Below are 24,651 nucleotides of genomic sequence, written 5' to 3'. Positions count from 1 at the left end.
TGCCGTTCAATTGAAGCGCACGTACTCGAAATCGACCGGCTGCCGGTTGATGCCCATCGCCGGCGGCGCGATCCAGTTCGCGAACTTGCCCGGCTCCACCACGCGGCCCATGAGCGACGCGACATACGCGCGGTCTTCGGGCGTGGGCAGCCACTTCGCCTCGTTCGCGGCCCACTGCGCCTCGTCGATCACGCGGCCGTCCGGCGCGACGCGCACGCCCGCGAAGGTGCCGATCTGGCGATTGAACGCCTTGTGCGGCACGCTGAGGCGAAAGTCGATGCCAGCCTTCTCCAGCACCTTGTTCCAGCGGTTCACGCCCGCCACCGAGTCCTTGATGTAGTCGTCGCGCAGCACTTCGTTCATGGCGTTGAGCATCGGCACGTCGCGCTCGACGAGCTTGTCGCCGTCCACGTCGAGCAGGCGATAAGTCTGGCCTTCGAGCTTATGATCGTCGTCGCGCTTCGTTTCCTCATAACGGCCCTTCAGGCCCGAACTGTAGAACGTGGCCGCATTCGACGAATGGTCCGCGCCGAACAGGTCGATCGTCACCGAGTAGTGGAAATTCAGGTAGCGCTGGATCGTTTCGAGGTCGATCACGCCCGCGGCGCGCAAGCGGCCAACATCGTCGGTCTTGAGGTCGTTCATGACCTGCGCGGTGCGCTGCACCACGCGCGAGACACCCGATTCGCCCACGAACATGTGATGCGCTTCTTCGGTCAGCATGAACTTCGTGGTGCGCGCGAGCGGATCGAAGCCCGATTCGGCCAACGCCGAAAGCTGGAACTTGCCGTCGCGGTCGGTGAAGTAGGTGAACATGAAAAACGCGAGCCAGTCCGGCGTTCTTTCGTTGAACGCGCCGAGAATGCGCGGGTTGTCGTCGTCGCCCGAGCGGCGTTCGAGCAATGCTTCGGCTTCCTCACGACCGTCGCGGCCGAAATAGCGATGCAGCAGATAGACCATCGCCCACAGGTGCCGCCCCTCTTCCACGTTCACCTGGAACAGGTTGCGCAGGTCGTAGAGCGAGGGCGCGGTCAGGCCCAGATGGCGCTGCTGCTCGACCGAGGCGGGCTCGGTGTCGCCCTGCGTGACGATGATGCGGCGCAGGTTCGCGCGGTGCTCGCCCGGCACTTCCTGCCACGCGGCCTCGCCCTTGTGCGCGCCGAAATGGATCTTGCGCTCCGCTTCGCCAGGCGCGAGAAAAATGCCCCAGCGGTAATCGGGCATCTTCACGTGATCGAAATGCGCCCAGCCGCCCGCGTCCACGCTCACTGCCGTGCGCAGATACACGTCGAAGCCATGCGAGCCCTCGGGCCCCATGTCGCCCCACCACGAAAGAAAATTCGGCTGCCACTGCTCCAGTGCGCGCTGCAACGCGCGGTCGTCGGCGAGATTGACGTTGTTGGGGATCTTTTCGCTGTAGTTGATCGTGGACATGTCGGTTCCTTGGAGCCAGGGCGGCCGGGGCGGCTATAACGGTTCTGGATGAAAGCGGGTGTTCTTTCAGTCTTGCCGCAACTACACGCGTGCAAGATCGAACTGCGCCTTGCTGCCCTTGCCGTACACCTTGAGTGCGCCCTTCTCGCCTACCGCGTTGGGGCGATTGAAGATCCAGTTCTGCCACGCCGAGAGCCGGCCGAAAATACGCGTCTCCATGGTTTCGACACCGTTGAAGCGCAGATTCGCTTCCAGACCCGTGAGCGCATCGGGCGACATGGCCGCGCGCTCTTCCAGCGCGATGCGGATCTCGTCGGCCCAGTCGATGTCGTCGGGCGCGGCGGTCACGAGCCCGAGGCGCTCCGCCTCGGCCGGCTTCACCGGCTGGCCGATCCGCGCACGCGCGGCGTCGAGCGGTTCGGCTTCCTCATAGAAACGCCGCTTGAGACGCGACTGCTGCGTGACCATCGGATAGAGCCCGAAATTCGCTTCGGATAACGTAATAGCCGGCTCTTCGTCTTCGTTCGAAGGCAGCGCCGCCATATAGCTGCGGTCGGCGGCGAACGCCAGTTCCGCAAACGTGCCGGCGAAACACGAGCCCGGCTCGATCAGCGCAAACAGCGAACGCGACGAGACATCGATGCGCGCGAGCGTGCGACGCAGCATGCCGATGGTCTCGCGCACGAACCAATGGCCGCGGTGCTCGAGCAGCGCGGCGTCGGCGGCCAGCACGGCGCGGGCGTCGCCTTCGGCCTTGAAGATCCACGTGCCGATGTCGAGTTCGTTGGTGCGCATCGTGAGGATCGCGTCGTCCAGTTCGCGGGCGAACTGCAGCGGCCACCAGGCGGCGCCGGCCGCGACGATAGCCTCGATGCCTTCGGGCAGCGGCGCTTGCGCGAGGTCGGGCGCTTTCACCGTGAAGGTGCCCGTGCGCTTCGCGCGATCGATCGTCACTTCGACGCTTGCGTAGCTCAGGCCGTTCTCGTGCTCGACGCGCTCGATGCGCGTGAGCGCGACGCCCTGCGCGCCCTGCTCCGGACGAGGCCGGTCGCTCGACGCGGCCAATTCGAGCGCGCGCGCCTGCACCGCCTGGCCGAAGCGGTTGGGCTTGATCACGTCGTCAACGAGACGCCATGCCTTCGCGCGCTCGCCGCGAATGCCCTCGGCCACGGTGCAGAAGATATCGGCGCGGTCATGACGGACTTTGCGCTTGTCGGTGAGGCGCGTGAGGCCGCCCGTGCCGGGCAGCACGCCCAGCAGCGGCACCTCGGGCAGCGCCACCGTGGACGATCGGTCGTCCACCAGCAGGATCTCGTCGCAGGCAAGCGCCAGTTCATAGCCGCCGCCGGCGCACGCGCCGTTCACTGCGGCAATGAATTTCAGGCCCGAATGCCGCGACGAATCCTCGATGCCGTTGCGCGTTTCGTTGGTGAATTTGCAGAAGTTGACCTTCCACGCGTGAGTGGAGAGGCCCAGCATGAAGATATTGGCGCCGGAGCAGAACACCCGGTCCTTGAGACTCGTGACCACCACGGTGCGCACCTCGGGGTGCTCGAAACGGATGCGCTGGAGTGCATCGTACAGTTCGATGTCCACGCCGAGGTCGTATGAATTGAGCTTCAGCTTGTAGCCTTCGCGAATGCCGCCGTCTTCGGCGATGTCCATGCCAAGCGTCGCGACGGCGCCTTCGAAACTGAGCTTCCAGTGCCGGTACTGCGAGGGGGCGGTGCGGTAGTCGACTCGCGTGGGAGCCGGTTGGGCGGCGAGTTGCGCGGCCGGTTGAACAACCGGCTGGACGACGACGGGATCTGCAGCGGTCATGGGGCGTCTCCTGTCGACCGGAGCAGACGCAAAGCGTGAACTCCGGTCCCATGCAAGCTAGTGGATGTGCACTTCGTTTCAGTGAACGATAGTGCATCACTCACCCCATGTATAGCACTTTAATACATATTTAGCGTTCCGGCGGGTAAACCATGAAATGCAATGCACTGCATTTCAGTGCCTCTGGCGGCCCCGCCAGCCGCTCAATCGAAGCGCGCGGGCTCCGCACCAAGCCGGGCCGCGATACGGTCGCGCAATTGCAGATAGGCGTCGGCGAGCGTCTTCTCGCTGGTGTCGAAGCGCATGTCCGCACGGCCGTACAGCTCGCTGCGGCCCGCCAGAATGCGCTTGAGGTCGTCCATCGCTTCGCGGTTACCCGACATCGGCCGCAAGTCGCCCTGCGCCACCACCCGGCGCATGTGCTCCTCGGGCGCGGCCTGAAGCCAGACCGTGAAGCAGTGCGCGAGCAGCGTGTTGAACGTGGCCGGCTCAGATACGAGGCCGCCCGGCGAAGCAATCACCGCGCGCGGATGCTCGGCGATCACGGCCTCCAGCGCGCGCTGCTCGTAGCGGCGGTACGCGCTCGCGCCGTAGAGCGAGTGAATCTCCGAGGGCGGGCAGCCCGCCAGCTGCTCGATCACGCGCGTGAGCTCGACGAACGGCACTTTGAGTTCCTGCGCGAGCATGCGCCCGAGCGTGGACTTGCCCGCGCCGCGCAGGCCGATGAGTGCGATGCGCTCGTTGCGGTGCGGGTCGGCGGGCGCCTGCGAGAACATTTCGGCGAGCGCGATGCGCGCGCGCTGCAATGCGGCCGGGTCGCGCCCCTGCAGCAGTTCGCGGATCAGCAGCCATTCGGCCGAAGCCGTGGTGACGTCGCCGATCACTTCCGCGAGCGGGCAATTGAGCGTGGCCGCGATCTGCCGCAGCACAAGCACGGAGGCATTGCCCACGCCCGACTCCAGATTCGCGAGGTGGCGCTCGGACAGCCCGGTTTCCGCCGCCAGCGCCTTGCGCGTCATGCCGCGGCGCGCGCGCAGCATGCGCACGCGCTCGCCCATCGCGGTCAGGAATGGGTCGCGCTCGCTGCGCCCCGCATCGGCCGCTTCATGGGCATTCGTGGGCTCATCCGGCTGCGCTTCTGCAACGTAAGTTTGCTTCATCTTGAGAGACCTCCCAACCCAGTTTTATGTACTATAGTGCTTGACATGCATTTTTCTAAACGCTAATTTTCTCCAAAAGCCAGTCCCGCGACAAACGCAGACGCTGCACCGGCGCCCGCATAGCACTGGACCGCACTGAGCCCCAGATGCGGCCGACAGGAGACCCGCATGTCCCCGCAAGACTTCGAGCGCCTGATCGCAGGCGTCACGAAACAGATTGCCGGCCGTCCGCTGGATGATGCGCTCGACACGTGGCTCAACACCACCTGGCCGAACGGCAGTCCGACCTTCGCGGCGCTCGAAAGCGCCTGCCGCGAAGGCATCGCGCAAGGCTGGATGTGCCAGCGCGAGGCCGGCGGGCTGCGCTATGGGCGCGTCCTCAAGCCGCTGCCCGCCACGCATGGATTTTCTGTCGACGTCGTGCAGATGCAGGATCTTGCCGGCCCGCACCATACCCACCCGCACGGCGAAATCGATCTCATCATGCCCACCACGCCCGGCGCGACGTTCGACGGCCGGCCTGCGGGCTGGTGCGTCTATGGTCCAGGCAGTGCGCACCGCCCTACCGTCGCGGACGGCGAGGCGCTCGTGCTCTATCTGCTGCCGCAAGGTGCAATTCAGTTCACCCCGGAGACCACGCCGGCGCAGGCATAAGCAGCACTGGCCGGTGCGCGCGAATCGCCGCCCCACCAGGCCAATGGCATGTGCAACGACCGAGTATCGAATTACCAGGCAGTCCGGATTGACCGGCAAAGCAGCTTCATAACGACCGAAGATCGCCGGGGCCGTGCGCCCGCGAGGCCCATCGCCTGCAAGGCCACGCGATCGAGGCAGACAGAGCGGAGACAGCATCGTGGATACCCAAGCAGCGTCGCCGGCCCTTACCGTAGCATCGGCGGCCACCGCGGCCCCGCCGACATCGAGTGCGCCGGCCGCCATGCCGCCGCCCGCGCAACTGAACTTCGCGGCGCATCTGTTCGCGCTCAATGCGGCGCGCGCCGGCAAGCCCGCTTATATCGACGACACCTGCACGCTTGCTTACGGCGAACTCGAAACTCGCGCGCGGCGCTTCAGTACCGCGCTGCATGCGCTGGGCGTGCGCGCCGAAGAACGCATCCTGCTCGTGATGCTCGACACCGTCGATCTGCCCGTGGTTTTTCTCGGCGCGCTCTATGCGGGCGTCGTGCCCGTGATCGTCAATACGCTGCTCACCTCCGCCGACTATGCCTATATGCTCGCGCATAGCCGCGCACGGCTCGCAATTGCGTCGGGCGCGGTGCTGCCCGCCGTGAGCGACGCGCTGGAGCCGGTACATGCCCCTTCCCCGGCCGACGGCGAAACCCGCGGCGAGCATTGCGCGCTCGTGGTTTCAGCGCCGCTCGCCGACGCGCTTCAAGGCACGCAGGGCACGCGCGGCACACAGGGTGCCCGAATTCTCCATGACCTGATCGACCACGCCGGGCCCGCCGCGCACGCAGCGCAAACGAGCGCCGACGACATCGCCTTCTGGCTCTATTCATCGGGATCGACAGGCAAGCCCAAGGGCACAGTGCATACCCACGCCAATCTCTATTGGACCGTGGAAACCTATGCGAAATCCGTGCTCGGCATCCGCGAAAGCGACGTGGTGTTTTCCGCCGCCAAGCTGTTCTTTGCCTACGGCCTGGGCAATGCGCTGACGTTTCCGCTCTCGGTGGGCGCGACCACCGTGCTGATGGCCGAGCGCCCCACCGCCAACGCCGTGTTCGCGCGCCTCGTCAAGCATCGCCCCACAATCTTCTACGGCGTGCCCACGCTGTACGCGAGCATGATGGCTTCGCCCGGGCTGCCCGAGCGTGCGGACGTCGCGCTGCGCATTTGCACGTCGGCGGGCGAGGCGCTGCCGCGCGAGACCGGAGAGCGCTTCAAGCGTCATTTCGGCAGCGACATTCTCGATGGCATCGGATCCACCGAAATGCTGCACATTTTTCTCTCGAACCGTCCTGGCGAGGTCGAATACGGCACCACGGGCCGCCCGGTGCCTGGCTACGACATCGCGCTGCGCGACGAGTCGGACCGGCCCGTGCCCGATGGAGAAATTGGCGACCTCTATATTCGCGGCCCGAGCGCGGCCTTGATGTACTGGAACAATCGCGATAAGTCGCGCGCGACGTTTCAGGGCGAGTGGGTCAAGAGCGGCGACAAATACCGGCGCCTGCCCAACGGCTGCTATGTCTATGCGGGCCGCAGCGACGACATGCTCAAAGTGAGCGGCCAATACGTCTCGCCCATCGAGGTGGAGATGGTGCTCGTGCAGCACGAAGCGGTACTCGAAGCGGCCGTGATCGGCGTGGATCAGGACGGGCTCGTGAAGACCTGCGCGTTCGTCGTGCTCAAGCAGGAAGCACATGCGCAAGCGGACGCCGCGCCAGACGGCCACGCGGCGCTCGCCGCGGCGCTGAAGGCCTTCGTCAAGGCGCGGCTCGCGCCGCACAAGTATCCGCGCGAGATTGTTTTCGTCGACGACTTGCCGAAGACCGCAACGGGCAAGATCCAGCGCTTTCGTCTGCGCGAACAGTTCCAGTCTCTCGCGTAGCACCAGCGCCCCGCCATTGTTCCCGGCGCGCCGCCCGCGCGGCGCGCGCCAAGATCATCGCCCGGTTCGCTCCCACACCTCGCTCCCACACCTCGCTCCCACACCTCGCTCCCACACCTCATTCGCGCCGCCCCCGCTCGGCCGCATGTGATGATTGCCCCCCTGCCGGCCGCGTCGGCGCAGCCCATTGATGGTATTGTCTTTACTAGCTACGGAAGTCGCAACGTGCATGCCCTGGGACCGCTTCGCAGCAGGGCCTGCATGAGCCTGGAGACACATGCGCAGTCAAGGCCGGCGGTCAATCCGGCATCGAACAATGAGCGATTCCACCCTGATGAACGTATCGAGAATCACGATGCGCGCGCGCCGCGGATGGGCGGCGCTCAAGCCGCGCATGGTGCGGGCATTCGCGCCCGCCATGCGCAACCTCCAGTATGTGAAGCGCCGCATGCGGCCGCTCGCCGTGATCGCGGCCATTGGCTTTCCGCTTTACTACTATGTCTGGAAGGACCTCTTTCCGCAGCCTTATGAAAATCTCACGCTGCGCGTGATTGGCTCCGCGCTGTTCGTGCCGATCCTCGCATTCGAGCGCTGGCCCGCCTCCCTCAAAAAACTGCTGCCGTGGTACTGGTACATCGCCACGCTCTATGCGCTGCCGTTCTTCTTCACCTTCATGCTGCTCAAGAACAATGGCAATGAGGTCTGGGTCGAAAGCGCGCTGATCGCCGCGTTCGTCATGGTGCTGCTGCTCGACTGGCTCATGCTGGTGCTGCAGTTTCTCGTGGGCATCGGGCTCGCGCTGCTTGCCTATGTGCTCACCACCGACCCCATCGCCCTCGATTCCATCTATCTGACCCACCTTGCGATTTTCTCGTTCGCGGTGGCCATCGGCGCGTTGGCGAACTACGACCAGGACCGCATCCAGATCGAACAGGAGCGCGCCATGCTGGCCACGGCGGGCAGCGTCGCGCATGAACTGCGCACGCCGCTCGTTGCGATTCGCGTGGGTGCAGCCGGCCTCATGCGCTACTTGCCCGCCCTGCTCGACACCTATGCGCTTGCCCAGCGCAACCGGCTGCCGGTGCCGAAAATACGCACTGCGCATCTGTATTCGATGCAGGGCGTGGTGAGCCGCATCGAGCAGGAGGCGCTCCATTCGAACGCGATCATCGACATGCTGCTCGCCACCGCGCGCTTCTCGGGCACGAACATGCAAAACGCAACAACGTGCTCGATTGCGCATTGCGTGGAAACCGCGCTTGCGCGCTATCCATTTCGTGAAGGCGACCGTGCGCGCGTGCATTGCAATTTGCGCCCCGATTTCGAATTCATCGGTTCTGAAATGCTCACCGTGCACGTGCTGTTCAATCTGCTGAAAAATGCGTTTCGGCACATGGGCAGCATCGAAGGCGCGCATATTTCGATCCGGCTCGAACCGGCCAATCGCGAGAACCGTGCGCATCGCCTGATTTTCAGCGACACCGGCTCCGGTATTTCGCCTGAAGTCTTGCCGCACATCTTTACCCGCTTTTATACTTCATCCACCACCACCGATGACGTGTCGCTCGGAGCAGGAATCGGGCTGGCTTTTTGCCACGATGTCATGCAAGCGATGGGGGGAGCAATTGCCTGCTCTTCGGTGAAAGGCAAGTACACCGAGTTTGTTTTGACATTCCCAGCGCCATGACGAAAGCCACTCCAAAAGCCATTCAGCCGTTTTTCTGGCCGACCACCGCCGCGTTCGTCGACGACAGCGCGGCGTTTCTGTCGAATCTGAGCCTGCAGCTCGATCCCGAACTCGCGTTCCGGCTGTTCAGCTCACCCAACGAAGCCCTGAAATTCCTGAACGTGCGCGCGGCACAGGACCGGCCCGCCTCGCCCATTTTCAGCCCCTATCTCGACCGCACCGAAGAAAACGATGCGCATCAGGTCATTGCCATGCGCGTGGACGCCATTCGCTCGCTCGTGCACCGGCCGGAGCGCTTCGAATCGGTCTCGGTCGTGGTGGTCGACTACGACATGCCCGAGCTCAACGGCATCGAGTTCTGCCGCCGCCTCGCCAATCCTGCGCTCAAGAAAATCGTGCTCACCGGCAAGGCCGACGAGCATGTGGCCGTGAAGAGCTTCAACGAAGGGCTGATCGACCGTTTCATCCGCAAGCACGAAATCGAAGCAGTAGAAACCCTGAATCAGGCGATTCACGACATGCAGGCCGCGTATTTCGACAAGGCCAGCGGCTCGGTGCTCGACGCGCTCGCCGTTTCCGAGTATGCGTTTCTCAACGATCGCGCGCTCGCCGAGCATGTGCAGGGCATCTGCGAATCGCTCGGCATTGTCGAACGCTATCTCTCATATCAGCCGCACGGCCTGCTCATGCTCGATGCGCAGGGCACCGCCTACCTGCTCATCATCCACACCGATGAGACGCTGCGCGGCGTCCAGGAAATCGCGGTCGAGCAAGGCGCGCCCGCGTCGTTTCACGCCGAGCTCGACAGCCATCGCAGCCTGCCCTATTTCTGGCGCACCGAAGGCTACTATCCGGCGCAATGCGAGCAATGGCAGCCGTATATGCATCCGGCATCCGAATTCGTGGGCGAGCGCCGCTATATCTACGCCGTCGTCAAGCAGCCCGCAGGACTCTCACTCGACAACGTGCTGCCCTACGACACCTGGCTGCATCAGCTCGACCGTGAAGTCCAGGCGGCGTGGGATTCGCGCTGAATGTACTGAATCGCGCTGAATCGCGCACGCCGCTTGCTCCTCGCCCTCGCGCCACTTTCATGCAAGGCTCACGCCGTCGTCACGCCGCCACCTGCAGGTCGGCAAGCGCGCGCGGTTGACGCACGCGCATGCGCGTGGCGCCGCGCTCCATGAGGCGGCGCGTCGAGGGCCAGTTCCACATTTGCACTTCGTCGCGGATTGCTTCGCAGACCTCCACAATCCGTTCGAGCTCCGGTTCGCTGAGCATCGCGTTGATTGACAGGCGCACGAGCGAGCGATTCTGCGCCGTAGCGGGCGCACAGAACACCGACCCGAAAATGCCGCGCGCTTCGAGCGCATCGCGCAGCGCGATGGTTTGCGGCTCCGGCCCGGCCTCGAGAGCGATGATCTGCGTTTCGCTGCCGTTGAGGTTGTAGCCAAGCTCCGCGAGGCTCATGCGCAAATAGCGCGCATTCGCCGCCACCCGCGTGCGGCGCCAGTCGTCGCGCTCGATCACGTCGAGCGTGGCCGCGAGGCCCGAGGTTTCGTGCGGCAGCAGCGTCGAGCTGAAGATCGCCGGCAAGGCCTCGCACTTGAAATACTCCTGGAAGCGCCGCGAACAACTGATGATGCCCGCGCGGCCCGCAAACGCCTTCGCGAGGCTCGCGGTGCGAAAGTGCACGCGGTCGGTGAGACCCAGTTCCGCCACCAGCCCCGCGCCATGCGGACCGTGCGTGCCGAGCGAATGCGACTCGTCCACCACGAACACGCAATCGTGCTCGGCGCACACCTCCGCAAACGCCTGCAGCGGGCAGACGCTGCCATTCGTGCTGTACACCGAATCGACGATCACGATGCCCGGCCCGTAGCGCTGGATGCGTTGTTCGAGATGCTCGACGTCGTTGTGGAAAAAGCTGATGGCCTTGGCCCCGGCGGCGCGGATGCCTTCCCAGAGCGACATGTGCGCCATCATGTCCACATACACGGGCGTCTGTGCGTTCGCGATCGACTGGATCAGCCCCGTATTGGCCGCGAACCCCGACTGGCACAGCACGCTCGCCTCGGCGCCCATGAAGCGCGCGAAACGGTGTTCGAGATTCAATTGCGGGCAATCGTCTCCATGCAGGAACACACCCGACATCAGCAGGCCGTTTCCTTCGGAGCGGATGCTCATGCACATGGCATCGAGAATCTCGGGGTGACGGGCAATCGACAAATAGTCGTTGCTCGAAAGATGTAAAGCGTCGGCATCCGGAACGCGTCCCTTCATGATGTGACCTCCCGCCCAACTCTGCTGCACGCGCTCCGTGTAATAGCGGTCGACGCGTGCGGCCAGAAAGGCCGGCAGTGCGGCGTCGTTGTTTTGTGCATTCCGCCAATTGTTATTGCCAACTTTCATCTCGGACTCCCTATGGTTAATGGCAGCCGCCCGGTCTGAAAAGCGATTTCCCCCCGGAAATCCCGGGGCGGCTGACCGATGGTTGGCCCGTGCCGGAAAGCCATGCGCAAAGCGGCATGGGAATTCCGTTAGCGGACCTATGAATGCGATTACGAATACGGGTGGATCGAAGCCTGGCGAGCGCGCGCAGGACATGCCCGGCACGCGGTGCAAGGCGCGGGGCAAGGCGAGAGGCAATGCCACGGGCAAAACAAGGTGTACGGCAAGGGGCAAAACAAGGGGCAACGCGCAGACGGCGCGAACGCGCGTCGGGTTACCCGCGTCTTGCGATGCGAACCCGGCGGCACGACCCCGTATCGATGCGTCTGCCATGTGCTTGCCCGTGCAAAAGGGGCAGCGGATTCGAAGGCGGATGAAGGCGCACGGCGCCGTGAGCGGGCGCCTCGACATCCGCACATTTCCCGCCTGGCGTGATCGCCACTGGTTACCAAGGAAGAAACGCCTGCCCGAAGAAAGCCGTGTCTATTTCCCGCGGCGCGCGCACAGCGGCGCTGGGCCGGTGCAATGAACGGAATATGAACGCCTCCCTTCTGGGAGTGATTATCCTTTAAAAACATCGATGTGGCTTATCCGAATTGCATCGTGGCGCGTTATGCATGCCGAAATGACCGCGAATGTGCGACCTATCTCAAGGAAATATTTTCCAGATATTCAATACGCATAATCCCCGGTAAATGAGACACGGTGACGAATTAAATCCGGCGGGCACGAAGAAAGGAAACGTCACGGCTCGAAAGTGTTTTGCTGTGAATCGCTCCAGGAACGCCAACTGCGATCCTGGTGATAGGTCGTTCAAGCGGCTCCAAGGCACCTGCCCCGGTTCGAGGCCAAAGCCACCGGCACTGCTGGGCACGGGAAATGCGCGATCAAGCTCTTGACCAATGCAGGGGCAAGCGTCGGAGTACGCCTGCCCGGGCGGTGCAGGGGGCGGAGGACCGCGAAAACACGGGCGCACGGCGTGAGCGCCGTGCCAACACCAGCAAGTGCGCGTTGCACAGGCAAACGAAGTATGGCTACCGTATTACTCGTCGACGACGACATCAATGCACTGAACGCGCTCAAGGAGCTAGTCGGTCAGGATGGATATCGGGTCAAGACTGCCGGGGATGGGACGGATGCGCTCAAGACCGCGCTCGCCGATCCGCCCGATGTCGTGATTTCCGATTGTATGATGCCGCATATGGACGGCATCGCATTGATGCGGGAAATGCGCCGCAACCGCAAGCTTGCACGCGTGCCGATGGTGCTCGTCTCCGCGCTCGTCTCGCCGCCCGCCGATGCGGATCTGGTGGGCTTCCTGCGCAAGCCTTTCGCCGTCGCGCAGTTGCTCGACATCCTGCATCGCGTCGCCATGCCCTGAATACGGCCAACGTGGCATATCGTGATCTTCAGGCAGGAAAACCGCTCGTTCGACCTCTATCCCGGCGCCCTGCCCGGCCTGCGCCGCTTCGCTGGGCGAAGGGAAACCTGCAAGGACAGCATCAGCGACCCCGAAATGGGCATCGCGCGCTGACCGGCATGCGCGCAAGCGAGCAACCCATGCCCGCAGTACACTGCCGGTTCCTTCACGCCGGTCATCGCCCCGTGTGTCGACGCGGCGCGTTTCACCCACCCTTTGCATGAGACAGGAGCAACGATGAAAATCGATTTGTCAGGAAAGCTCGCGCTAATCACCGGATCGGCGGCGGGCATCGGACTCGCCACGGCAAAGGGGCTTGCTGACGCCGGCGCCAGCGTGATTGTGAGCAGCCGTCACGAGGACAACGTGCGGGACGCCGAAGCGGCAGTGCGCAAAGCCGTGCCGGGCGCGCAGGTGCAGGGTTTCGTCGGCGACCTCTCGAACGACGCGGGCTGCGAGGCGCTCGTGAAAGCGCATCCGCGGGTGGACATTCTCGTGAACAATCTCGGCGTTTTCGCGCAGGAAGACTTCTTCGAGATTCCCGACAGCGAATGGCTGCGCTTTTTCGAAACCAACGTGATGTCGGGCGTGCGGCTCTCGCGCGCTTACGCGGGCGCCATGGTCAAGCAGGGTTGGGGGCGCATTGTATTCATTTCGTCGGAGTCGGGCCTGAATATTCCCGCCGACATGATCCACTACGGCATGACCAAGACCGCCCAGATCGCCGTGGCGCGCGGCCTCGCAAAGCGGCTCGCCGGCACCGGCGTAACGGTGAATTCGGTACTGCCCGGCCCGACACTTTCGGAAGGCGTGGCAGCGATGCTCAAGGACGAAGTCGCGAAAACGGGCCAATCCATCGAGGAAGTCGCGGCGGCTTTCGTGCAGCAGCACCGCGCCTCGTCCATCATCCGCCGCGCTGCGAGCGTGGACGAAGTAGCGAACATGGTGGTTTACGCATGTTCGCAGCAGGCCTCCGCCACCACCGGTGCGGCCCTGCGCGTGGACGGCGGCGTGGTCGACACCATCGCCTGATATCGATCCTGCAACAGCCGCTCAGCCCTCGCCCTCGTCCAATGCGAGCGGTGCAAGAGGCATGAGCGGCATTTCCAGCCCGCCGAAGAGCATGGCCGTGGCGCGAAATCGATGATGGCGAACGGCCTGTTCGAGCGCTTTCCTGTAGACGCGATTTTCGGCGCGCACAATATGCCCGGAATGCACGCCGGCACCTTCGCCACGCGCGCGGGCGGCATCATGGCGATGCGATGATAATTTCGTTATCCATATCAAGTGGCACGCACGCGGCGCACCCGCACATGGGCGCGGGCCCCATCGTCATCGCCTCGCAAATCGTGCTCGCCTTGCTCGCTGAAGCGTGAGCCGAATCGGCATCAGACTTGCCGCGCGGGCGGGTGCCATCCGTTATGCCGGAACGACGTAGCGAAAAACAAAACCTGATAACGGATGGCATTCGACCAATACGGCCACGTATGTCCACCAGGGCGCTCGGCGTAATCGTGCGGCACGCCTAGCGCAATCAGCTTGTCGTGAAGCACGCGGTTCGATTGCACGAAATAATCGCTCACGCCGCAATCGATCGTGAGCGCGATATGCGCATGCTCGAAACCGCCCGCATCCTCCACGATGGCATTGCGGGTCCAGAAGTCGGCGTGGCGCGCGGGATTGCCGAATACGCGGTCGATGCCGGGCTCGTCCTCGCAGTTGCGCGGGTCGACCGCGCCGCTGATGCTGCCGGCCGCGCCAAATGTCTCGCGATGATCGAGCGCGATGCGCAGCGCGCCGAAACCGCCCATGCTCAGCCCCGTGATCGCACGCGTCTCGCGCGCGGCGAGCGTGCGGAAATGCGCGTCGATATACGACACCACCTCGGTGCCCACATAGGTTTCGTAGCGGCTCGCGGGATCGAACGGGCTGTCGATGTACCAGCTTTCACGGCCGCCGTCGGGCATCACGAGAATCACGTGATAGCGGTCCGCCAGCTTGCCGATATGCGTATTCGAGGTCCAGTCCGCGTGATTGCCGCCCGAGCCGTGCAGCACATAAATCACCGGATAGCGCGCCGCGCCGCTGCCGCGCGCGTAGTCGTCGGGCAGCACCACGGTGGCGCCGAATGCGCGATTCATCGCCGCGCTGGGGATCGAGACGATTCTCGTCTGGAAGGCCCAGCCGGACGCGCTCAGGCCCAGCGCGAAAAGCGAGGCCAGAAGTAGCGCGAGAGACTTGAAGGGCCGAAACGCGCGGGCTGTATGCATGAAGTGGTCGATCTGGTTCGGACTGCCACGGAAGGCACGACGCCTGAGACGACTCTAGCAGCGGTCACTTACAGCCATATTTCTGTGAACCCTACAACTCCATTCACAACGACGCTAATTTCAGCGCTTTCATCTGAGCAATACCGGCCTCAGTTTCAGCCTGATTATTTCGATGCGCGCAATGCCCTGTCGCTGCGTTACGAAAGCCGGGATTATTTTTGTTACACGTCTTACCCCGCGAACCCACGTTTGTTACAGAGGCCTTTCATGTTGATCGCTATACTCAGCACCGTCTTAAAACAAGTGGGTTATCCATGTCGAAAAAATTCATCCCGATGGTTGCGATTGCGGCGCTGGCCGCTGCGGTTTCGTTGCCCGCCACGGCTGGCGACATGAACAACGCGCTGGGCGGCGGGCTCGGCGGCCTGGCCGGCGCGGCAATCGGCGGCGCGGTGGGCGGTCCCACGGGCTCCGTGATCGGCGGCGCGGTGGGCGGCGGCGCAGGCGGCGCAGTCACGTCGAACCGCCGCGAGCGCACGGGCGCCATCATCGGCGGCGCGCTGGGCGGCGGTGCGGGCACGGCAGCGGGCAACGCCATGGGCGGGCGCGGAGGCGGCCTCGTTGGCGCGGCGTTGGGCGGCGGCGCCGGGGCAGCGCTCGGCGGCAACATCTCGCGCTCGAACTCCTATTCCAACGATTACCGCTACGGCGGCGGCCACCATCATCACGGCAAGCATCATCATTGGGATTAAGCCCGGAGGGGGATTAATCCCGTCATTGGAATCAGAGGGTTAATCCCCCGGTCGGCTTGAACGGCTCGCGGCTCATGCGAGCCTGAATACTCCCACCGCCTCACACGCGTTACTTCTTCGCGACACCTCCCAGCAGACCACCGGCCAGCGACGTCACCACGCCGAGCGGATTCGCCGTGGCATCCGTGCTTGCGCTCGCGCCATTACCAGCGCCATTACCAACACCATGTCCCGCAGCAGCCCCGTGAGCGGCGCAACCGGACTCGCCGGATTTGTCCGATTGGCACCCGAACCGCTCGCAAGCAAGCTGCCCGCAGTGGCAACCGTGGCAACCGTGGCGCCCGTCGACGAAACCACGCCGCCCAGCCCCGTTGTCACCGGATTGCTTCCCGTCGCGCCAATCGCCTTGCCGGTCTGGTTCAATGCGCCGCCCGCCGTGGTCAACAGGTTGTTGACCGGCGCGCCGAGACCTGTGGCAGTCCAAACCGTTTGGATCGTGCCCGCGAGCGTCGATGTGATCGGCGTGACCGCCGTGCTGAGCGATAGCGTGACCTGCTGCGCCGCTGTGCTGGCGAGCACGGAGCCGCTAGCCGCGCCCGCTTGCGTCACAGCGCTGCCGAGCTCAACGACGATGGCGCCCGCCGGCGTGGTCACGGCCGAGAGCGGCGCGAGCGGTCCGCTCTTGCCCAGACTCGTCACGAGGTTGACGGCACCGGTGACTGCGTTGCCGGCCCGGACCACCGTGGGAGCGACGCTCTGCAGGGTGACGCCCACCGGGTTCGACGTGGCGCCGAGTTTCCCGAGCCCTTGGGACAAGCGGGTTGCGGGACATGGCAATGCAACAGTAATGCCTGTTTCAACTCGGCATATTCGAGAGTCCCTTCAAATTACGCGGCGGCCACCGCGAATAAGGCGCTCGCGCTTTCCCGCGACGCGCGATAAAGCGTTTGAGAACATCTTGCGACGAACGCTAATGCGAGACGTAACGTAGCGCGCAATCGCATTGTTACGACGAAAACGCGTAACGCGGCAGAGGCTCGACGCAAAAGAAATGGCCGGATTTGCGGCAGCCAATGCGCGCTAATGAACAGTCGCCCCTCGTGGCAGACATGCAATATCCCGACACTACCGATGCATGGACGAAGAACGACTCAAAGCATCGCGAACGTACATCGATAAAACGTTAAGCGAACGCCGTCGAAACGGCGCAGGAGTCTGGAATGCAGACAATTTCTTTCGGGGAATGCGTCGCCGGGGCATGGCGCGATGCGTGGAACATGGCGCTGCAGCGGCCGCTATTCATTGCTGTATGCACCACTGCGATTTTTTTCACTCGCTTCATTCAGGTCTCGCTGGGCGACCTTCCCGCACCGCATTCGAGGCAGGTGATGCTAATGATCGGCGCATTGTGGCTGGTAAAGCTCCTGCTCACGAATGCCGTTGTCGTGCAGGCGATGCGCTACGTCGTACTCGGCAATGAAGCCGGCGCCATCGACGCATTTGCTGGCCGGGACTACTGGCGCTATTTGGGGCTCACCTATGGTCTGACGGCGGCAATGATCGTCGCGATAGTGGCCTGCGCCATGCTCGTTGCAATAGCATCGCGTTTCATTGGCATGCCCGGGCACGTGCGTGCGCTGGCCATGACAAGCGCTTGCGCCATGGCGATAGCCGCAATCTGGGTGAATGTGAGGCTATGCCTCCTGTCGAGTCACGTCGCGAGCGGCCGGCCGCTAAGCTGGCGCGCCGCCTGGCGCGACACTCACGGGCATGCCATGACCATCATCGGCACCTGGCTCACGATCGCCCTGACGGTATGCGTTGCCGCTGTCCTGGTCATGGGAATCGCCGCGTTAATCGCTCACGCCTTTCGCGACGGCCGACACGGCCCTATGATCCAGTTCGCGCAGATTCTGGTTCTGGTAGCCGCGTTGAGCATCTCCGGCGCCGGTTCGGGCTGGATCTACCGGCGCTACGCGATGGGCTTGATCACCCCGCCCCGAGGTCTGTGAACCGGTCCGTGCGACACAATCCTCGCCAAAGCAAAAAAGGCAGTAGCCCTTGCGGACCACTGCCTTTCTTCATCGATTGCGCCTGTTCAGTCGCGGGGCAGTCGCACTTCAGTCGCGATTGGCCTGAAGCACCGTCAACGCCGTCATATTGATGATGCGTCGCACCGTCGAGCTCGACGTGAGCACGTTCACCGGCGCATTCACGCCGAGCAGGAACGGCCCCACCGCCACATTGCTGCCCGCACCGGTCTTGAGCAGGTTGTACGCGATGTTCCCCGAGTCCACGTTCGGGCACACCAGCAGGTTCGCCGCGCCCTTGAGCTTCGAATGCGGGAGGATGCGCTGGCGCAGCGCTTCGTCGAGCGCGCAGTCGCCGTGCATCTCGCCGTCCACTTCCAGATCGGGGTTCTGCTCGGTCACGAGCTTGAGCACTTCGCGCATCTTCGCACCCGATGCCGAGCTGCCCGAGCCGAAGTTCGAGCGCGAGAGCAGCGCGACCTTCGGTGCGAGATTGAGCCATTCCATCTGGCGCGCCGCCGCGAGCGTGAACTCGGCAATCTGCTCGGCGTTCGGATTGTCGTTCACGTGCGTGTCCACGATGGCGACCGTGCGCTTGTCGAGCAGCAGGATGTTCATCGCCGCGTAGGTCTTCGCGCCGCGGCGCATGCCGATCGCTTCGTCGACGAAGCGCAGGTGATCGTGATACGCGCCCACCGTACCGCAGATCATGCCGTCCGCGTCGCCCAGGCGCACCATCATCGCGCCGATCAGCGTGAGGCGGCGGCGCATTTCCACGCGCGCCATCTCCTTCGAAATGCCGTCGCGGCAACGCAGTTCCCAATACGTGGTCCAGTACTGGTGGAAACGTTCGTCGTACTCAGGATTGGTCACTTCCACGTCTTCGCCGAGCTTCAGGCGCAGGCCGAACTTCTCGATGCGCGCCAGCAGCACTTCGGGGCGGCCAATCAGGATCGGACGCGCGAGCTTCTCGTCGACGATCACCTGCACCGCACGCAGCACGCGCTCTTCTTCGCCTTCCGCGAACACGATGCGCGCCTTCGCGCCATCGCGCACGAACTGCTTGGCCGCCGCGAAGATCGGCTTCATGAACGCGCCCGAGTGGTACACGAACTGCTGGAGCTCGTTTGTGTAGGCGCCGAAGTCGTCGATCGGACGCGTCGCCACGCCGTCTTCCATTGCGGCCTTCGCCACCGCCGGCGCGATACGCACGATGAGGCGCGAGTCGAACGGGCGCGGAATCAGATAGGTCGGACCGAAGCGCAGATCGTAAGCGCCGTAGGCCGCGGCCACCGAATCATTGACTTCTTCTTCGGCGAGCTTCGCGATCGCGTGCACCGCCGCGATTTCCATGTTGCGCGTGATGGTCGTTGCGCCCACATCGAGTGCGCCGCGGAAAATGTACGGGAAGCACAGAACGTTGTTGACCTGGTTCGGGAAGTCCGAGCGGCCCGTGGCGATCACCGCGTCCGGACGCGCTTCGAGCGCGACTTCGGGGAAGATTTCCGGCGTGGGGTTGGCAAGCGCGAGAATGAACGGCTGGTCCGCCATCTTCTTGACCATTTCCGGCTTGAGCACGCCGCCGGCGGAGAGGCCGAGGAACACGTCGGCGCCTTCGATCACTTCGGCCAGCGAGCGCGCGGACGTGTCCTGCGCGAAGCGCTCCTTGTCCGGATCCATCAGCTCGGTGCGGCCCTGATAAACCACGCCCGCGAGGTCGGTCACCCAGATGTTCTTGAGCGGCAGGCCCAGATCCACCATCAGGTCCAGACATGCAAGCGCCGCCGCGCCTGCGCCCGAGGCCACGACCTTGACCTTCGAAATATCCTTGCCCACCACTTTCAGGCCGTTCAGAAACGCGGCCGAAACGGTGATGGCGGTGCCGTGCTGATCGTCGTGGAAGACCGGAATCTTCATGCGCTCGCGCAGCTTGCGCTCGACCGTGAAGCAGTCCGGCGCCTTGATGTCTTCCAGATTGATGCCGCCGAAGGTCGCTTCGAGGCTCGCGACGATGTCCACGAGCTTGTCCGGATCGCTTTCGGTGACTTCGATGTCGAACACGTCGATGCCGGCGAACTTCTTGAACAGCACCGCCTTGCCTTCCATGACCGGCTTGGAAGCGAGCGCGCCGATATTGCCGAGGCCCAGCACGGCCGTGCCGTTCGTGATCACGCCCACCAGATTGCCGCGCGCCGTGTAGCGGAACGAGTTCTGCGGATTCTCGACGATCTCCTCACAGGCGACAGCCACGCCCGGCGTATAGGCGAGCGCGAGATCGCGCTGGGTGACCAGCGGCTTGCTGGCCGTGACCGAAATCTTGCCCGGGGTGGGGAATTCGTGGTACTCGAGGGCGGCCTGACGTTCGGTCTTGTTCATGTTCCTCACTCCAAGATGGTGCCGGTCGCCATGGCGGCGCGCCGGTTGTGTTCGAATGAGGGCATTCTAGAGAGCCGGCATAACGGCCCCATTTTGATTTAGTATGGGGCCATTATTTTTTCCTGATACCCCCCAGGCCGTGTCATTCAGTACCGAAGAAGTCACGAGGCGCCTGAACGCGCGCCTGAAAATGCGCCATCTGGTGCTGCTGCTGCAGATCCGCCAGCACGGCTCGCTCACGCGGGTGGCCGAGCACATGGCCACCAGCCAGCCGGCGGTAACCAACGCGCTGGCCGAGATGGAGAGCCTGTTCGGGGCGCCGCTGTTCGATCGCTCGCCGCGCGGCATGACGCCCACGGCGCTAGGCAATGTCGTGCTGGCCCGCGCGCAGGCCATGCTGCACGACCTCGACCACCTCGCGCGCGACATCGAAGCGGTGCATGCGGGCCATGCCACGCGCATGCATGTGGGCGTGATTCCGTTCATTTCGGGGCGCACGCTTGCCGCGGCCATCCGGCTCGCGCAGTCGCGCCTGCCGCAGCGCGTGACCATGACGATCCACGAAGGCACGACCGACACGCTGCTGCCGCGCCTGCGCGACCATACGCTCGACCTCGTGATCGGGCGCGCGTCGTCCACCGCCGATGTCAACCAGGTGCGCTTCGACGTGCTGTATCAGCAGACGCCGCGCTTGATTGCGAGCCGGCGACTCGCCGCGCGGCTCGGGCGCAGCAAGTCGAGCTGGCAGAAACTCGCGGAACTCGAATGGATTTTGGGCGCGCCGAACACGCCCATGCGCGAGCAGATCTCCGACCTCTTCCTGCACGCGGGCGTGGCGCCGCCGGTGCCGATCATGGAGAGCTACACGTCGCGGCTGATCGGCGAAATGATCGCGACAAACGAGAACGCGGTGTCGATCGTGCCCGCCGATATTGCCGAGGAACTCGTGCATATCGCGGGCGTGGCGATCGTGCCGTACACCTTCGACTGGACGCTGCCGCCCATCGCGCTGTTCACGCGCGCGGGCGTGCAGCGCGAGGTGGATACCGTGTTCGGGCAGGCGTTGCGCGAGCTTTATCTGGAGGTGGAGGCGGGGCGGCGGTGAGGTGCGCCTTGCGCCCCGCCCTTCACCGTCAAACCCGCTGCGCCACCGCGCTGCGCTCGGGCATCGCTTCCTGGCTGTGCATGCGCGACACCAGCATCAGTGCGCACACCAGCGTGATGATCACGTGCACGACGCCGAGCGCGACCACCGAAAGTATGCTTCCCGTGGCGCCCAGCAGGAACTGGCCGAGGATCGGCGTCGTGCCCGCGAACACCATGCCGCAGATCTGGTACGAGAGCGAGATGCCCGTGTAGCGCACCTGCGCCGGGAAGGCCTTCGCGAGCATGCCGGCCATGGCCGCGTAGTAGAGCGAATGCGGAATCGACGCCAGCGCCATGCCGAACATCGCGAGCTTGGTCGAGCCTGTGGCGATCAGCATGAACATGATCGGCAGCGCCACGATCTCGGGCACCAGCATGTAGATAATCGCCTTCCTGAGATCGAGCTTCGTGGCGAGCACCGCGCCGAACGGCTGCACGATCAATTGCACGACGATCGCGAACGTGATGACACTCAGGAATTGCGTGCGGTCGAACCCAATCGAGGTCACGGCCCACGACAGCGCGAACGTGGTCTTGAAGTAAGTGGCCGAAAGCGCGATCACGCACGCACCCACGCCCATCGCCACGAGCGACTTGTGGTGGCGCAGCACTTCGCCAATCGGCAGTTTCACCACCTTGTTCTTCGCCTGCAGCTCCTTCATGGCCGGCGATTCGTCCACGCTCATGCGGATGAACATGCCCACCACCACCAGCAGCGCCGACATCAGGAACGGCACGCGCCAGCCCCACGTCATGAACTGATGGTCAGGCAGCATCGAGATCACGAGAAATGCGACCGTCGCGAGCAGGTTGCCCGCGGGCGAGCCCTGTTGCGCGAAGGCCGAATAGAGAATCTCCTTGCCCTTGGGCGCGTGCTCGGATGAAAGCACCACCGCGCCGCCCCACTCTCCGCCCATTGCAATGCCCTGCAGCAGCCGCAGGAAGATGAGCAGCACCGGCGCGGCCACGCCCGCCTGCGCATAAGTGGGCAAAAAGCCCATGGCCGTGGTGCAAAAGCCCATCAGCATGAGCGTGATGATGAGGGTCTTCTTGCGGCCCACTTTGTCGCCAAGGTGACCGAACACGATGCCGCCGATCGGGCGCGCGAGAAAGCCCACCCAGAACGAAGCGAATGCCGCGAGCGTGCCGACCATCGGCGAGCTCGACGGGAAAAACAGCTTGCCGAGCACGAGCGCCGCCGCCGTGCTGTATGCGTAGAAGTCGTACCACTCGATCGTCGTGCCGACGAACGAGGCGATGCCGGCCTTGCGGGCCTGGTGATGCGGGTTGTCGAGAGAGGAAGCTGCCACGTTACGTCTCCAGAAATCGATTTCAGCCGCCGCGTTTCTGATGCGAAACGCGCCGAACCCGGGGCCTTTCCGATGCGAAACACGCCGCTTCGAGGCAGGTGGCAGGCGCATCATCAATGTTCGATTGACGTTCGATTAACGAACAACCTTTCATTTATCGAACAGCCGCCGAGCGGTGCGGACTATGAAGCGCTCGCTTTATAGCGTCAACCAAGGGATAACCCGAATCCGCGTCGTCCCCAGGCTGGGCCGCAAGTCGCGCGATTTAGGTGTTTACCCGTAATCATATTGTCAGCATATTATCGATATGCCGATAATGCTGTCATGGATGTGAAAACTGCAGTGCGCGTCTTCGACGTGATCAACCTCTTTGCCGAAGTCCGGCAACCGATGATCTACAGCGAGATTGCGCGTCGAACCGAGATCCCGCTATCGAGCTGCCACGCGCTATTGCAGACGATGGTGGCCAAGGGCTATCTCTACGCTCCGGGCGTGAAGGCCGGCTATTACCCCACGCAGCGCCTCTTGCATGTCGCGCGCGACATCTGCAGCGAAGACCCGCTGACGCTGATGTTCCAGCCGCTGCTCGCCACGCTGCGCGACACCACCGGCGAGACCGCCGCGCTCGCCACGCTCGCGGGCAACCGCGTCGTCTATCTCGAGGTGGTGGAGTCGCGCCAGAAGATCCGCTACAGCGACGAACCGGGCGGCTTCATGTCGGTCACGAGCGCGGCCGGCAAGGCGCTGCTCGGGGCGCTTGCGCCCGCGCCGCGGCGCAAGCTGCTCGACAGTTGCGAGCCGTTGACGATAGCGCCCGGCGGTTCGTTCGTTGATCGCGCAACCTTCGAGCGCGAGATCGAGCAAGGCGTGGCGGACGGCTGGCATCGCTCGACCGGCGAAAGCATCGAAGACGTGGCCGGTCTCGCGCGCGGTTTTCTGATTCACGGCGAAGCGTTCGCGCTCGTCATCGGCGCGCCCAAGGCGCGCCTCCTGAGCAATGAGCAGCACGCGGTGCAGGCGCTGCTCGAGGTATTCGCGCAAATCCCGCCGTCGCTGCTGGCCGCCTGAGGGCCCGGCGCCGGCGACAGCCATGGCGCAACCGTCCAGCAGGGACGGAGAGGAACAGAACATGCGTTGGAAGAACCGGCCGGAAGGCTCGAACTGGGGCGACTTCGGCCCCGACGATCAGTTGGGCCGCCCCAATCTCATTGGCGCTGAGCAAGTGCTCAAGGGCGCGCGCGAAATTCAGGCGGGGCTCAGCTTCACGCTCTCGCTGCCGCTCGACTTTCCCGGCGAGAGCAAGCTCAATGTGCGCCGCCATCCGCCCGTGCTGCGGCCGACCTTCCGCGACGGCCTGCCCTATGTGAACTTCCCGTTCGCGCGCAACCAGCCCGGCGCCACCGATGTCGTGAGCGACGACCAGGTGCTGCTCTCGCTACAGTATTCGACGCAATGGGATGCGCTCGCGCACGTGGGCGCGCGTTTCGACGCCGATGGTGACGGCGTGGCCGAAAGCGTCTATTACAACGGCTACCGCGCGAACCGGGACATCGTCGGCCCAATGCAATACCGCGCGGAAAACGGCTTCGCGCCGCACGCCTGCGGCGGCGAGCACAGTCACGCCGATATGCTCGGCATCGAAAATCTCGCGGTGAAGGGCATGCAAGGCCGTGGCGTGCTGATCGATCTGGCCGCGCATTTCGGACGCGAATGCCGCACGGTCGGCTACGACGATCTCATGCGCGTGATGCAGGCCGACCGGATCGAAGTCGAGCGCGGCGACATGCTCGTGCTGCGCACCGGCTTCGCCGAAATGGTGCTGGAGATGAACCGCCAGCCCGACGAAGCCGTGCTCGCGAGCCATTGCAGCGCGCTAGACGGCCGCGACGCACGCCTGTTGCAGTGGATCACCGACTCGGGCATTGCCGCGCTCGCCGCCGACAACTACGCGGTCGAGCGCTACCCCGCGCGCGAGCCCGCTACGGCTGGCGAGCACCCGCTCATGCCGCTGCATCACCACTGTCTCTTCAAGCTGGGCCTGCCGCTCGGCGAGCTTTGGTATTTGCGCGATCTCGCCGAATGGCTGCGCGAGCACCAGCGCTCGCGCTTCATGCTCACCGCGCCGCCGCTGCGGCTACCGGGCGCGATGGGCTCGCCGGTCACGCCGGTCGCCACCGTTTGAATTCAATCAGCAATCCAAAACTATCTCGATTCGTATT

General features: G+C 64.1%; 20 protein-coding genes and 1 pseudogene. 13 read left to right on the top strand and 8 right to left on the bottom strand.

The genetic code is table 11. The annotated features are described in order from the left end of the window. Nucleotides 1-6: 6 nt before the first annotated feature. The 3 genes from boxB to NH14_RS04180 all read right to left on the bottom strand — a co-directional run bounded on the left by boxB (nucleotide 7) and on the right by NH14_RS04180 (nucleotide 4,415). A complete protein-coding gene (gene boxB, locus NH14_RS04190) occupies nucleotides 7-1,434 on the bottom strand; it encodes a benzoyl-CoA 2,3-epoxidase subunit BoxB (RefSeq protein WP_035521299.1) in 1,428 nt (475 codons plus the stop codon). 81 nt (nucleotides 1,435-1,515) lie between these two features. Beyond that, the gene (gene boxC, locus NH14_RS04185; RefSeq protein ID WP_035521301.1) at nucleotides 1,516-3,255 is read right to left on the bottom strand and encodes a 2,3-epoxybenzoyl-CoA dihydrolase; all 1,740 of its coding nucleotides are present in this window, start codon (nucleotides 3,253-3,255) and stop codon (nucleotides 1,516-1,518) included. 203 nt (nucleotides 3,256-3,458) lie between these two features. Then, nucleotides 3,459-4,415: a helix-turn-helix transcriptional regulator gene (locus tag NH14_RS04180; protein ID WP_035521303.1), complete on the bottom strand. Its 957-nt coding sequence runs from the start codon at nucleotides 4,413-4,415 to the stop codon at nucleotides 3,459-3,461. A 168-nt stretch (nucleotides 4,416-4,583) separates the two neighbouring features. On the opposite strand from NH14_RS04180, the gene NH14_RS04175 reads away from it, so the two are divergent. From NH14_RS04175 to NH14_RS04160, 4 genes are all read left to right on the top strand, one after another. Then, entirely contained in the window at nucleotides 4,584-5,069 is a 486-nt protein-coding gene (locus NH14_RS04175; protein ID WP_035521305.1) for a DUF4863 family protein, read from the top strand. A gap of 283 nt (nucleotides 5,070-5,352) precedes the next feature. Then, nucleotides 5,353-6,990 carry a benzoate-CoA ligase family protein gene (locus NH14_RS04170; protein WP_052147738.1) on the top strand — a complete coding sequence of 546 codons (1,638 nt, stop codon included), beginning with the start codon at nucleotides 5,353-5,355 and terminating at the stop codon, nucleotides 6,988-6,990. Nucleotides 6,991-7,306: 316 nt separating this feature from the next. Continuing rightward, nucleotides 7,307-8,677 (top strand): sensor histidine kinase, encoded by a 1,371-nt coding sequence (locus NH14_RS04165; RefSeq protein ID WP_237179506.1) that lies wholly within the window; start codon nucleotides 7,307-7,309, stop codon nucleotides 8,675-8,677. Next, a complete protein-coding gene (locus tag NH14_RS04160) occupies nucleotides 8,674-9,711 on the top strand; it encodes a response regulator (protein ID WP_035521307.1) in 1,038 nt (345 codons plus the stop codon). The genes NH14_RS04165 and NH14_RS04160 overlap by 4 nt, the downstream gene beginning before the upstream one ends. A 79-nt stretch (nucleotides 9,712-9,790) precedes the next feature. Here NH14_RS04160 and cqsA read toward each other — a convergent pair whose 3' ends face one another. Further along, nucleotides 9,791-11,089, bottom strand: a complete 1,299-nt coding sequence (gene cqsA, locus NH14_RS04155; protein ID WP_052147739.1) for an alpha-hydroxyketone-type quorum-sensing autoinducer synthase — start codon at nucleotides 11,087-11,089, stop codon at nucleotides 9,791-9,793. Nucleotides 11,090-12,158: 1,069 nt separating this feature from the next. On the opposite strand from cqsA, the gene NH14_RS04150 reads away from it, so the two are divergent. The 4 genes and pseudogenes from NH14_RS04150 to NH14_RS04140 form a co-directional block, all read left to right on the top strand. Beyond that, nucleotides 12,159-12,509: a response regulator gene (locus NH14_RS04150; protein ID WP_035521309.1), complete on the top strand. Its 351-nt coding sequence runs from the start codon at nucleotides 12,159-12,161 to the stop codon at nucleotides 12,507-12,509. 21 nt (nucleotides 12,510-12,530) lie between these two features. After that, a complete protein-coding gene (locus tag NH14_RS33830) occupies nucleotides 12,531-12,662 on the top strand; it encodes a hypothetical protein (protein WP_269151809.1) in 132 nt (43 codons plus the stop codon). A 123-nt stretch (nucleotides 12,663-12,785) separates the two neighbouring features. Then, nucleotides 12,786-13,580 (top strand): SDR family NAD(P)-dependent oxidoreductase, encoded by a 795-nt coding sequence (locus NH14_RS04145; RefSeq protein WP_035521311.1) that lies wholly within the window; start codon nucleotides 12,786-12,788, stop codon nucleotides 13,578-13,580. Between the two features lie 72 nt (nucleotides 13,581-13,652). Further along, nucleotides 13,653-13,909: pseudogene (locus NH14_RS04140) on the top strand (M20/M25/M40 family metallo-hydrolase); the annotation flags it as partial. Nucleotides 13,910-13,936: 27 nt separating this feature from the next. Here NH14_RS04140 and NH14_RS04135 read toward each other — a convergent pair. Then, nucleotides 13,937-14,818 (bottom strand): alpha/beta hydrolase, encoded by an 882-nt coding sequence (locus NH14_RS04135; RefSeq protein ID WP_152617040.1) that lies wholly within the window; start codon nucleotides 14,816-14,818, stop codon nucleotides 13,937-13,939. A gap of 314 nt (nucleotides 14,819-15,132) precedes the next feature. Here NH14_RS04135 and NH14_RS04130 point away from each other — a divergent pair, with 314 nt between their 5' ends. Beyond that, nucleotides 15,133-15,570: a hypothetical protein gene (locus NH14_RS04130; RefSeq protein ID WP_035521313.1), complete on the top strand. Its 438-nt coding sequence runs from the start codon at nucleotides 15,133-15,135 to the stop codon at nucleotides 15,568-15,570. Nucleotides 15,571-15,723: 153 nt separating this feature from the next. Here the strand turns inward: NH14_RS04130 and NH14_RS04125 are convergent, their stop codons facing one another. Further along, the gene (locus NH14_RS04125; protein WP_052147740.1) at nucleotides 15,724-16,386 is read right to left on the bottom strand and encodes a collagen-like triple helix repeat-containing protein; all 663 of its coding nucleotides are present in this window, start codon (nucleotides 16,384-16,386) and stop codon (nucleotides 15,724-15,726) included. A gap of 404 nt (nucleotides 16,387-16,790) precedes the next feature. On the opposite strand from NH14_RS04125, the gene NH14_RS04120 reads away from it, so the two are divergent. Continuing rightward, nucleotides 16,791-17,582 (top strand): hypothetical protein, encoded by a 792-nt coding sequence (locus NH14_RS04120; protein WP_035521315.1) that lies wholly within the window; start codon nucleotides 16,791-16,793, stop codon nucleotides 17,580-17,582. Between the two features lie 108 nt (nucleotides 17,583-17,690). On the opposite strand, the gene NH14_RS04115 is transcribed toward NH14_RS04120, so the two are convergent. Continuing rightward, nucleotides 17,691-19,976 (bottom strand): NADP-dependent malic enzyme, encoded by a 2,286-nt coding sequence (locus NH14_RS04115; RefSeq protein WP_035521317.1) that lies wholly within the window; start codon nucleotides 19,974-19,976, stop codon nucleotides 17,691-17,693. A 103-nt stretch (nucleotides 19,977-20,079) separates the two neighbouring features. On the opposite strand from NH14_RS04115, the gene NH14_RS04110 reads away from it, so the two are divergent. Then, complete coding sequence (locus tag NH14_RS04110; protein WP_202031567.1) at nucleotides 20,080-21,081, top strand: LysR family transcriptional regulator; 1,002 nt, start codon at nucleotides 20,080-20,082, stop codon at nucleotides 21,079-21,081. 28 nt (nucleotides 21,082-21,109) lie between these two features. On the opposite strand, the gene NH14_RS04105 is transcribed toward NH14_RS04110, so the two are convergent. Beyond that, nucleotides 21,110-22,432 (bottom strand): MFS transporter, encoded by a 1,323-nt coding sequence (locus NH14_RS04105; RefSeq protein WP_035521829.1) that lies wholly within the window; start codon nucleotides 22,430-22,432, stop codon nucleotides 21,110-21,112. A 324-nt stretch (nucleotides 22,433-22,756) separates the two neighbouring features. Here NH14_RS04105 and NH14_RS04100 point away from each other — a divergent pair, with 324 nt between their 5' ends. Together NH14_RS04100 and NH14_RS04095 are read left to right on the top strand one after the other, a co-directional pair. Continuing rightward, nucleotides 22,757-23,500 (top strand): IclR family transcriptional regulator, encoded by a 744-nt coding sequence (locus NH14_RS04100; RefSeq protein WP_035521322.1) that lies wholly within the window; start codon nucleotides 22,757-22,759, stop codon nucleotides 23,498-23,500. Nucleotides 23,501-23,561: 61 nt separating this feature from the next. After that, on the top strand, nucleotides 23,562-24,614 hold the full coding sequence (locus NH14_RS04095; protein WP_035521324.1) for a cyclase family protein: 1,053 nt from the start codon (nucleotides 23,562-23,564) through the stop codon (nucleotides 24,612-24,614). Nucleotides 24,615-24,651: the final 37 nt, after the last annotated feature.

The sequence above is a fragment of the Paraburkholderia sacchari genome (assembly GCF_000785435.2).
Classification (GTDB): domain Bacteria; phylum Pseudomonadota; class Gammaproteobacteria; order Burkholderiales; family Burkholderiaceae; genus Paraburkholderia; species Paraburkholderia sacchari.
Note: the sequence above shows the minus strand (reverse complement) of the source record. Positions and strands in the feature narration are given on the sequence as shown.

What these genes read in the sequence shown, in the direction of transcription:
- boxB (WP_035521299.1), bottom strand. Translation starts at nt 1,434, where the DNA reads ATGTCCACGATCAACTACAGCGAAAAGATCCCCAACAACGTCAATCTC.
- boxC (WP_035521301.1), bottom strand. Translation starts at nt 3,255, where the DNA reads ATGACCGCTGCAGATCCCGTCGTCGTCCAGCCGGTTGTTCAACCGGCC.
- NH14_RS04180 (WP_035521303.1), bottom strand. Translation starts at nt 4,415, where the DNA reads ATGAAGCAAACTTACGTTGCAGAAGCGCAGCCGGATGAGCCCACGAAT.
- NH14_RS04175 (WP_035521305.1), top strand. Translation starts at nt 4,584, where the DNA reads ATGTCCCCGCAAGACTTCGAGCGCCTGATCGCAGGCGTCACGAAACAG.
- NH14_RS04170 (WP_052147738.1), top strand. Translation starts at nt 5,353, where the DNA reads ATGCCGCCGCCCGCGCAACTGAACTTCGCGGCGCATCTGTTCGCGCTC.
- NH14_RS04165 (WP_237179506.1), top strand. Translation starts at nt 7,307, where the DNA reads ATGAGCGATTCCACCCTGATGAACGTATCGAGAATCACGATGCGCGCG.
- NH14_RS04160 (WP_035521307.1), top strand. Translation starts at nt 8,674, where the DNA reads ATGACGAAAGCCACTCCAAAAGCCATTCAGCCGTTTTTCTGGCCGACC.
- cqsA (WP_052147739.1), bottom strand. Translation starts at nt 11,089, where the DNA reads ATGAAAGTTGGCAATAACAATTGGCGGAATGCACAAAACAACGACGCC.
- NH14_RS04150 (WP_035521309.1), top strand. Translation starts at nt 12,159, where the DNA reads ATGGCTACCGTATTACTCGTCGACGACGACATCAATGCACTGAACGCG.
- NH14_RS04145 (WP_035521311.1), top strand. Translation starts at nt 12,786, where the DNA reads ATGAAAATCGATTTGTCAGGAAAGCTCGCGCTAATCACCGGATCGGCG.
- NH14_RS04135 (WP_152617040.1), bottom strand. Translation starts at nt 14,818, where the DNA reads ATGCATACAGCCCGCGCGTTTCGGCCCTTCAAGTCTCTCGCGCTACTT.
- NH14_RS04130 (WP_035521313.1), top strand. Translation starts at nt 15,133, where the DNA reads ATGTCGAAAAAATTCATCCCGATGGTTGCGATTGCGGCGCTGGCCGCT.
- NH14_RS04120 (WP_035521315.1), top strand. Translation starts at nt 16,791, where the DNA reads ATGCAGACAATTTCTTTCGGGGAATGCGTCGCCGGGGCATGGCGCGAT.
- NH14_RS04115 (WP_035521317.1), bottom strand. Translation starts at nt 19,976, where the DNA reads ATGAACAAGACCGAACGTCAGGCCGCCCTCGAGTACCACGAATTCCCC.
- NH14_RS04110 (WP_202031567.1), top strand. Translation starts at nt 20,080, where the DNA reads ATGGGGCCATTATTTTTTCCTGATACCCCCCAGGCCGTGTCATTCAGT.
- NH14_RS04100 (WP_035521322.1), top strand. Translation starts at nt 22,757, where the DNA reads ATGGATGTGAAAACTGCAGTGCGCGTCTTCGACGTGATCAACCTCTTT.
- NH14_RS04095 (WP_035521324.1), top strand. Translation starts at nt 23,562, where the DNA reads ATGCGTTGGAAGAACCGGCCGGAAGGCTCGAACTGGGGCGACTTCGGC.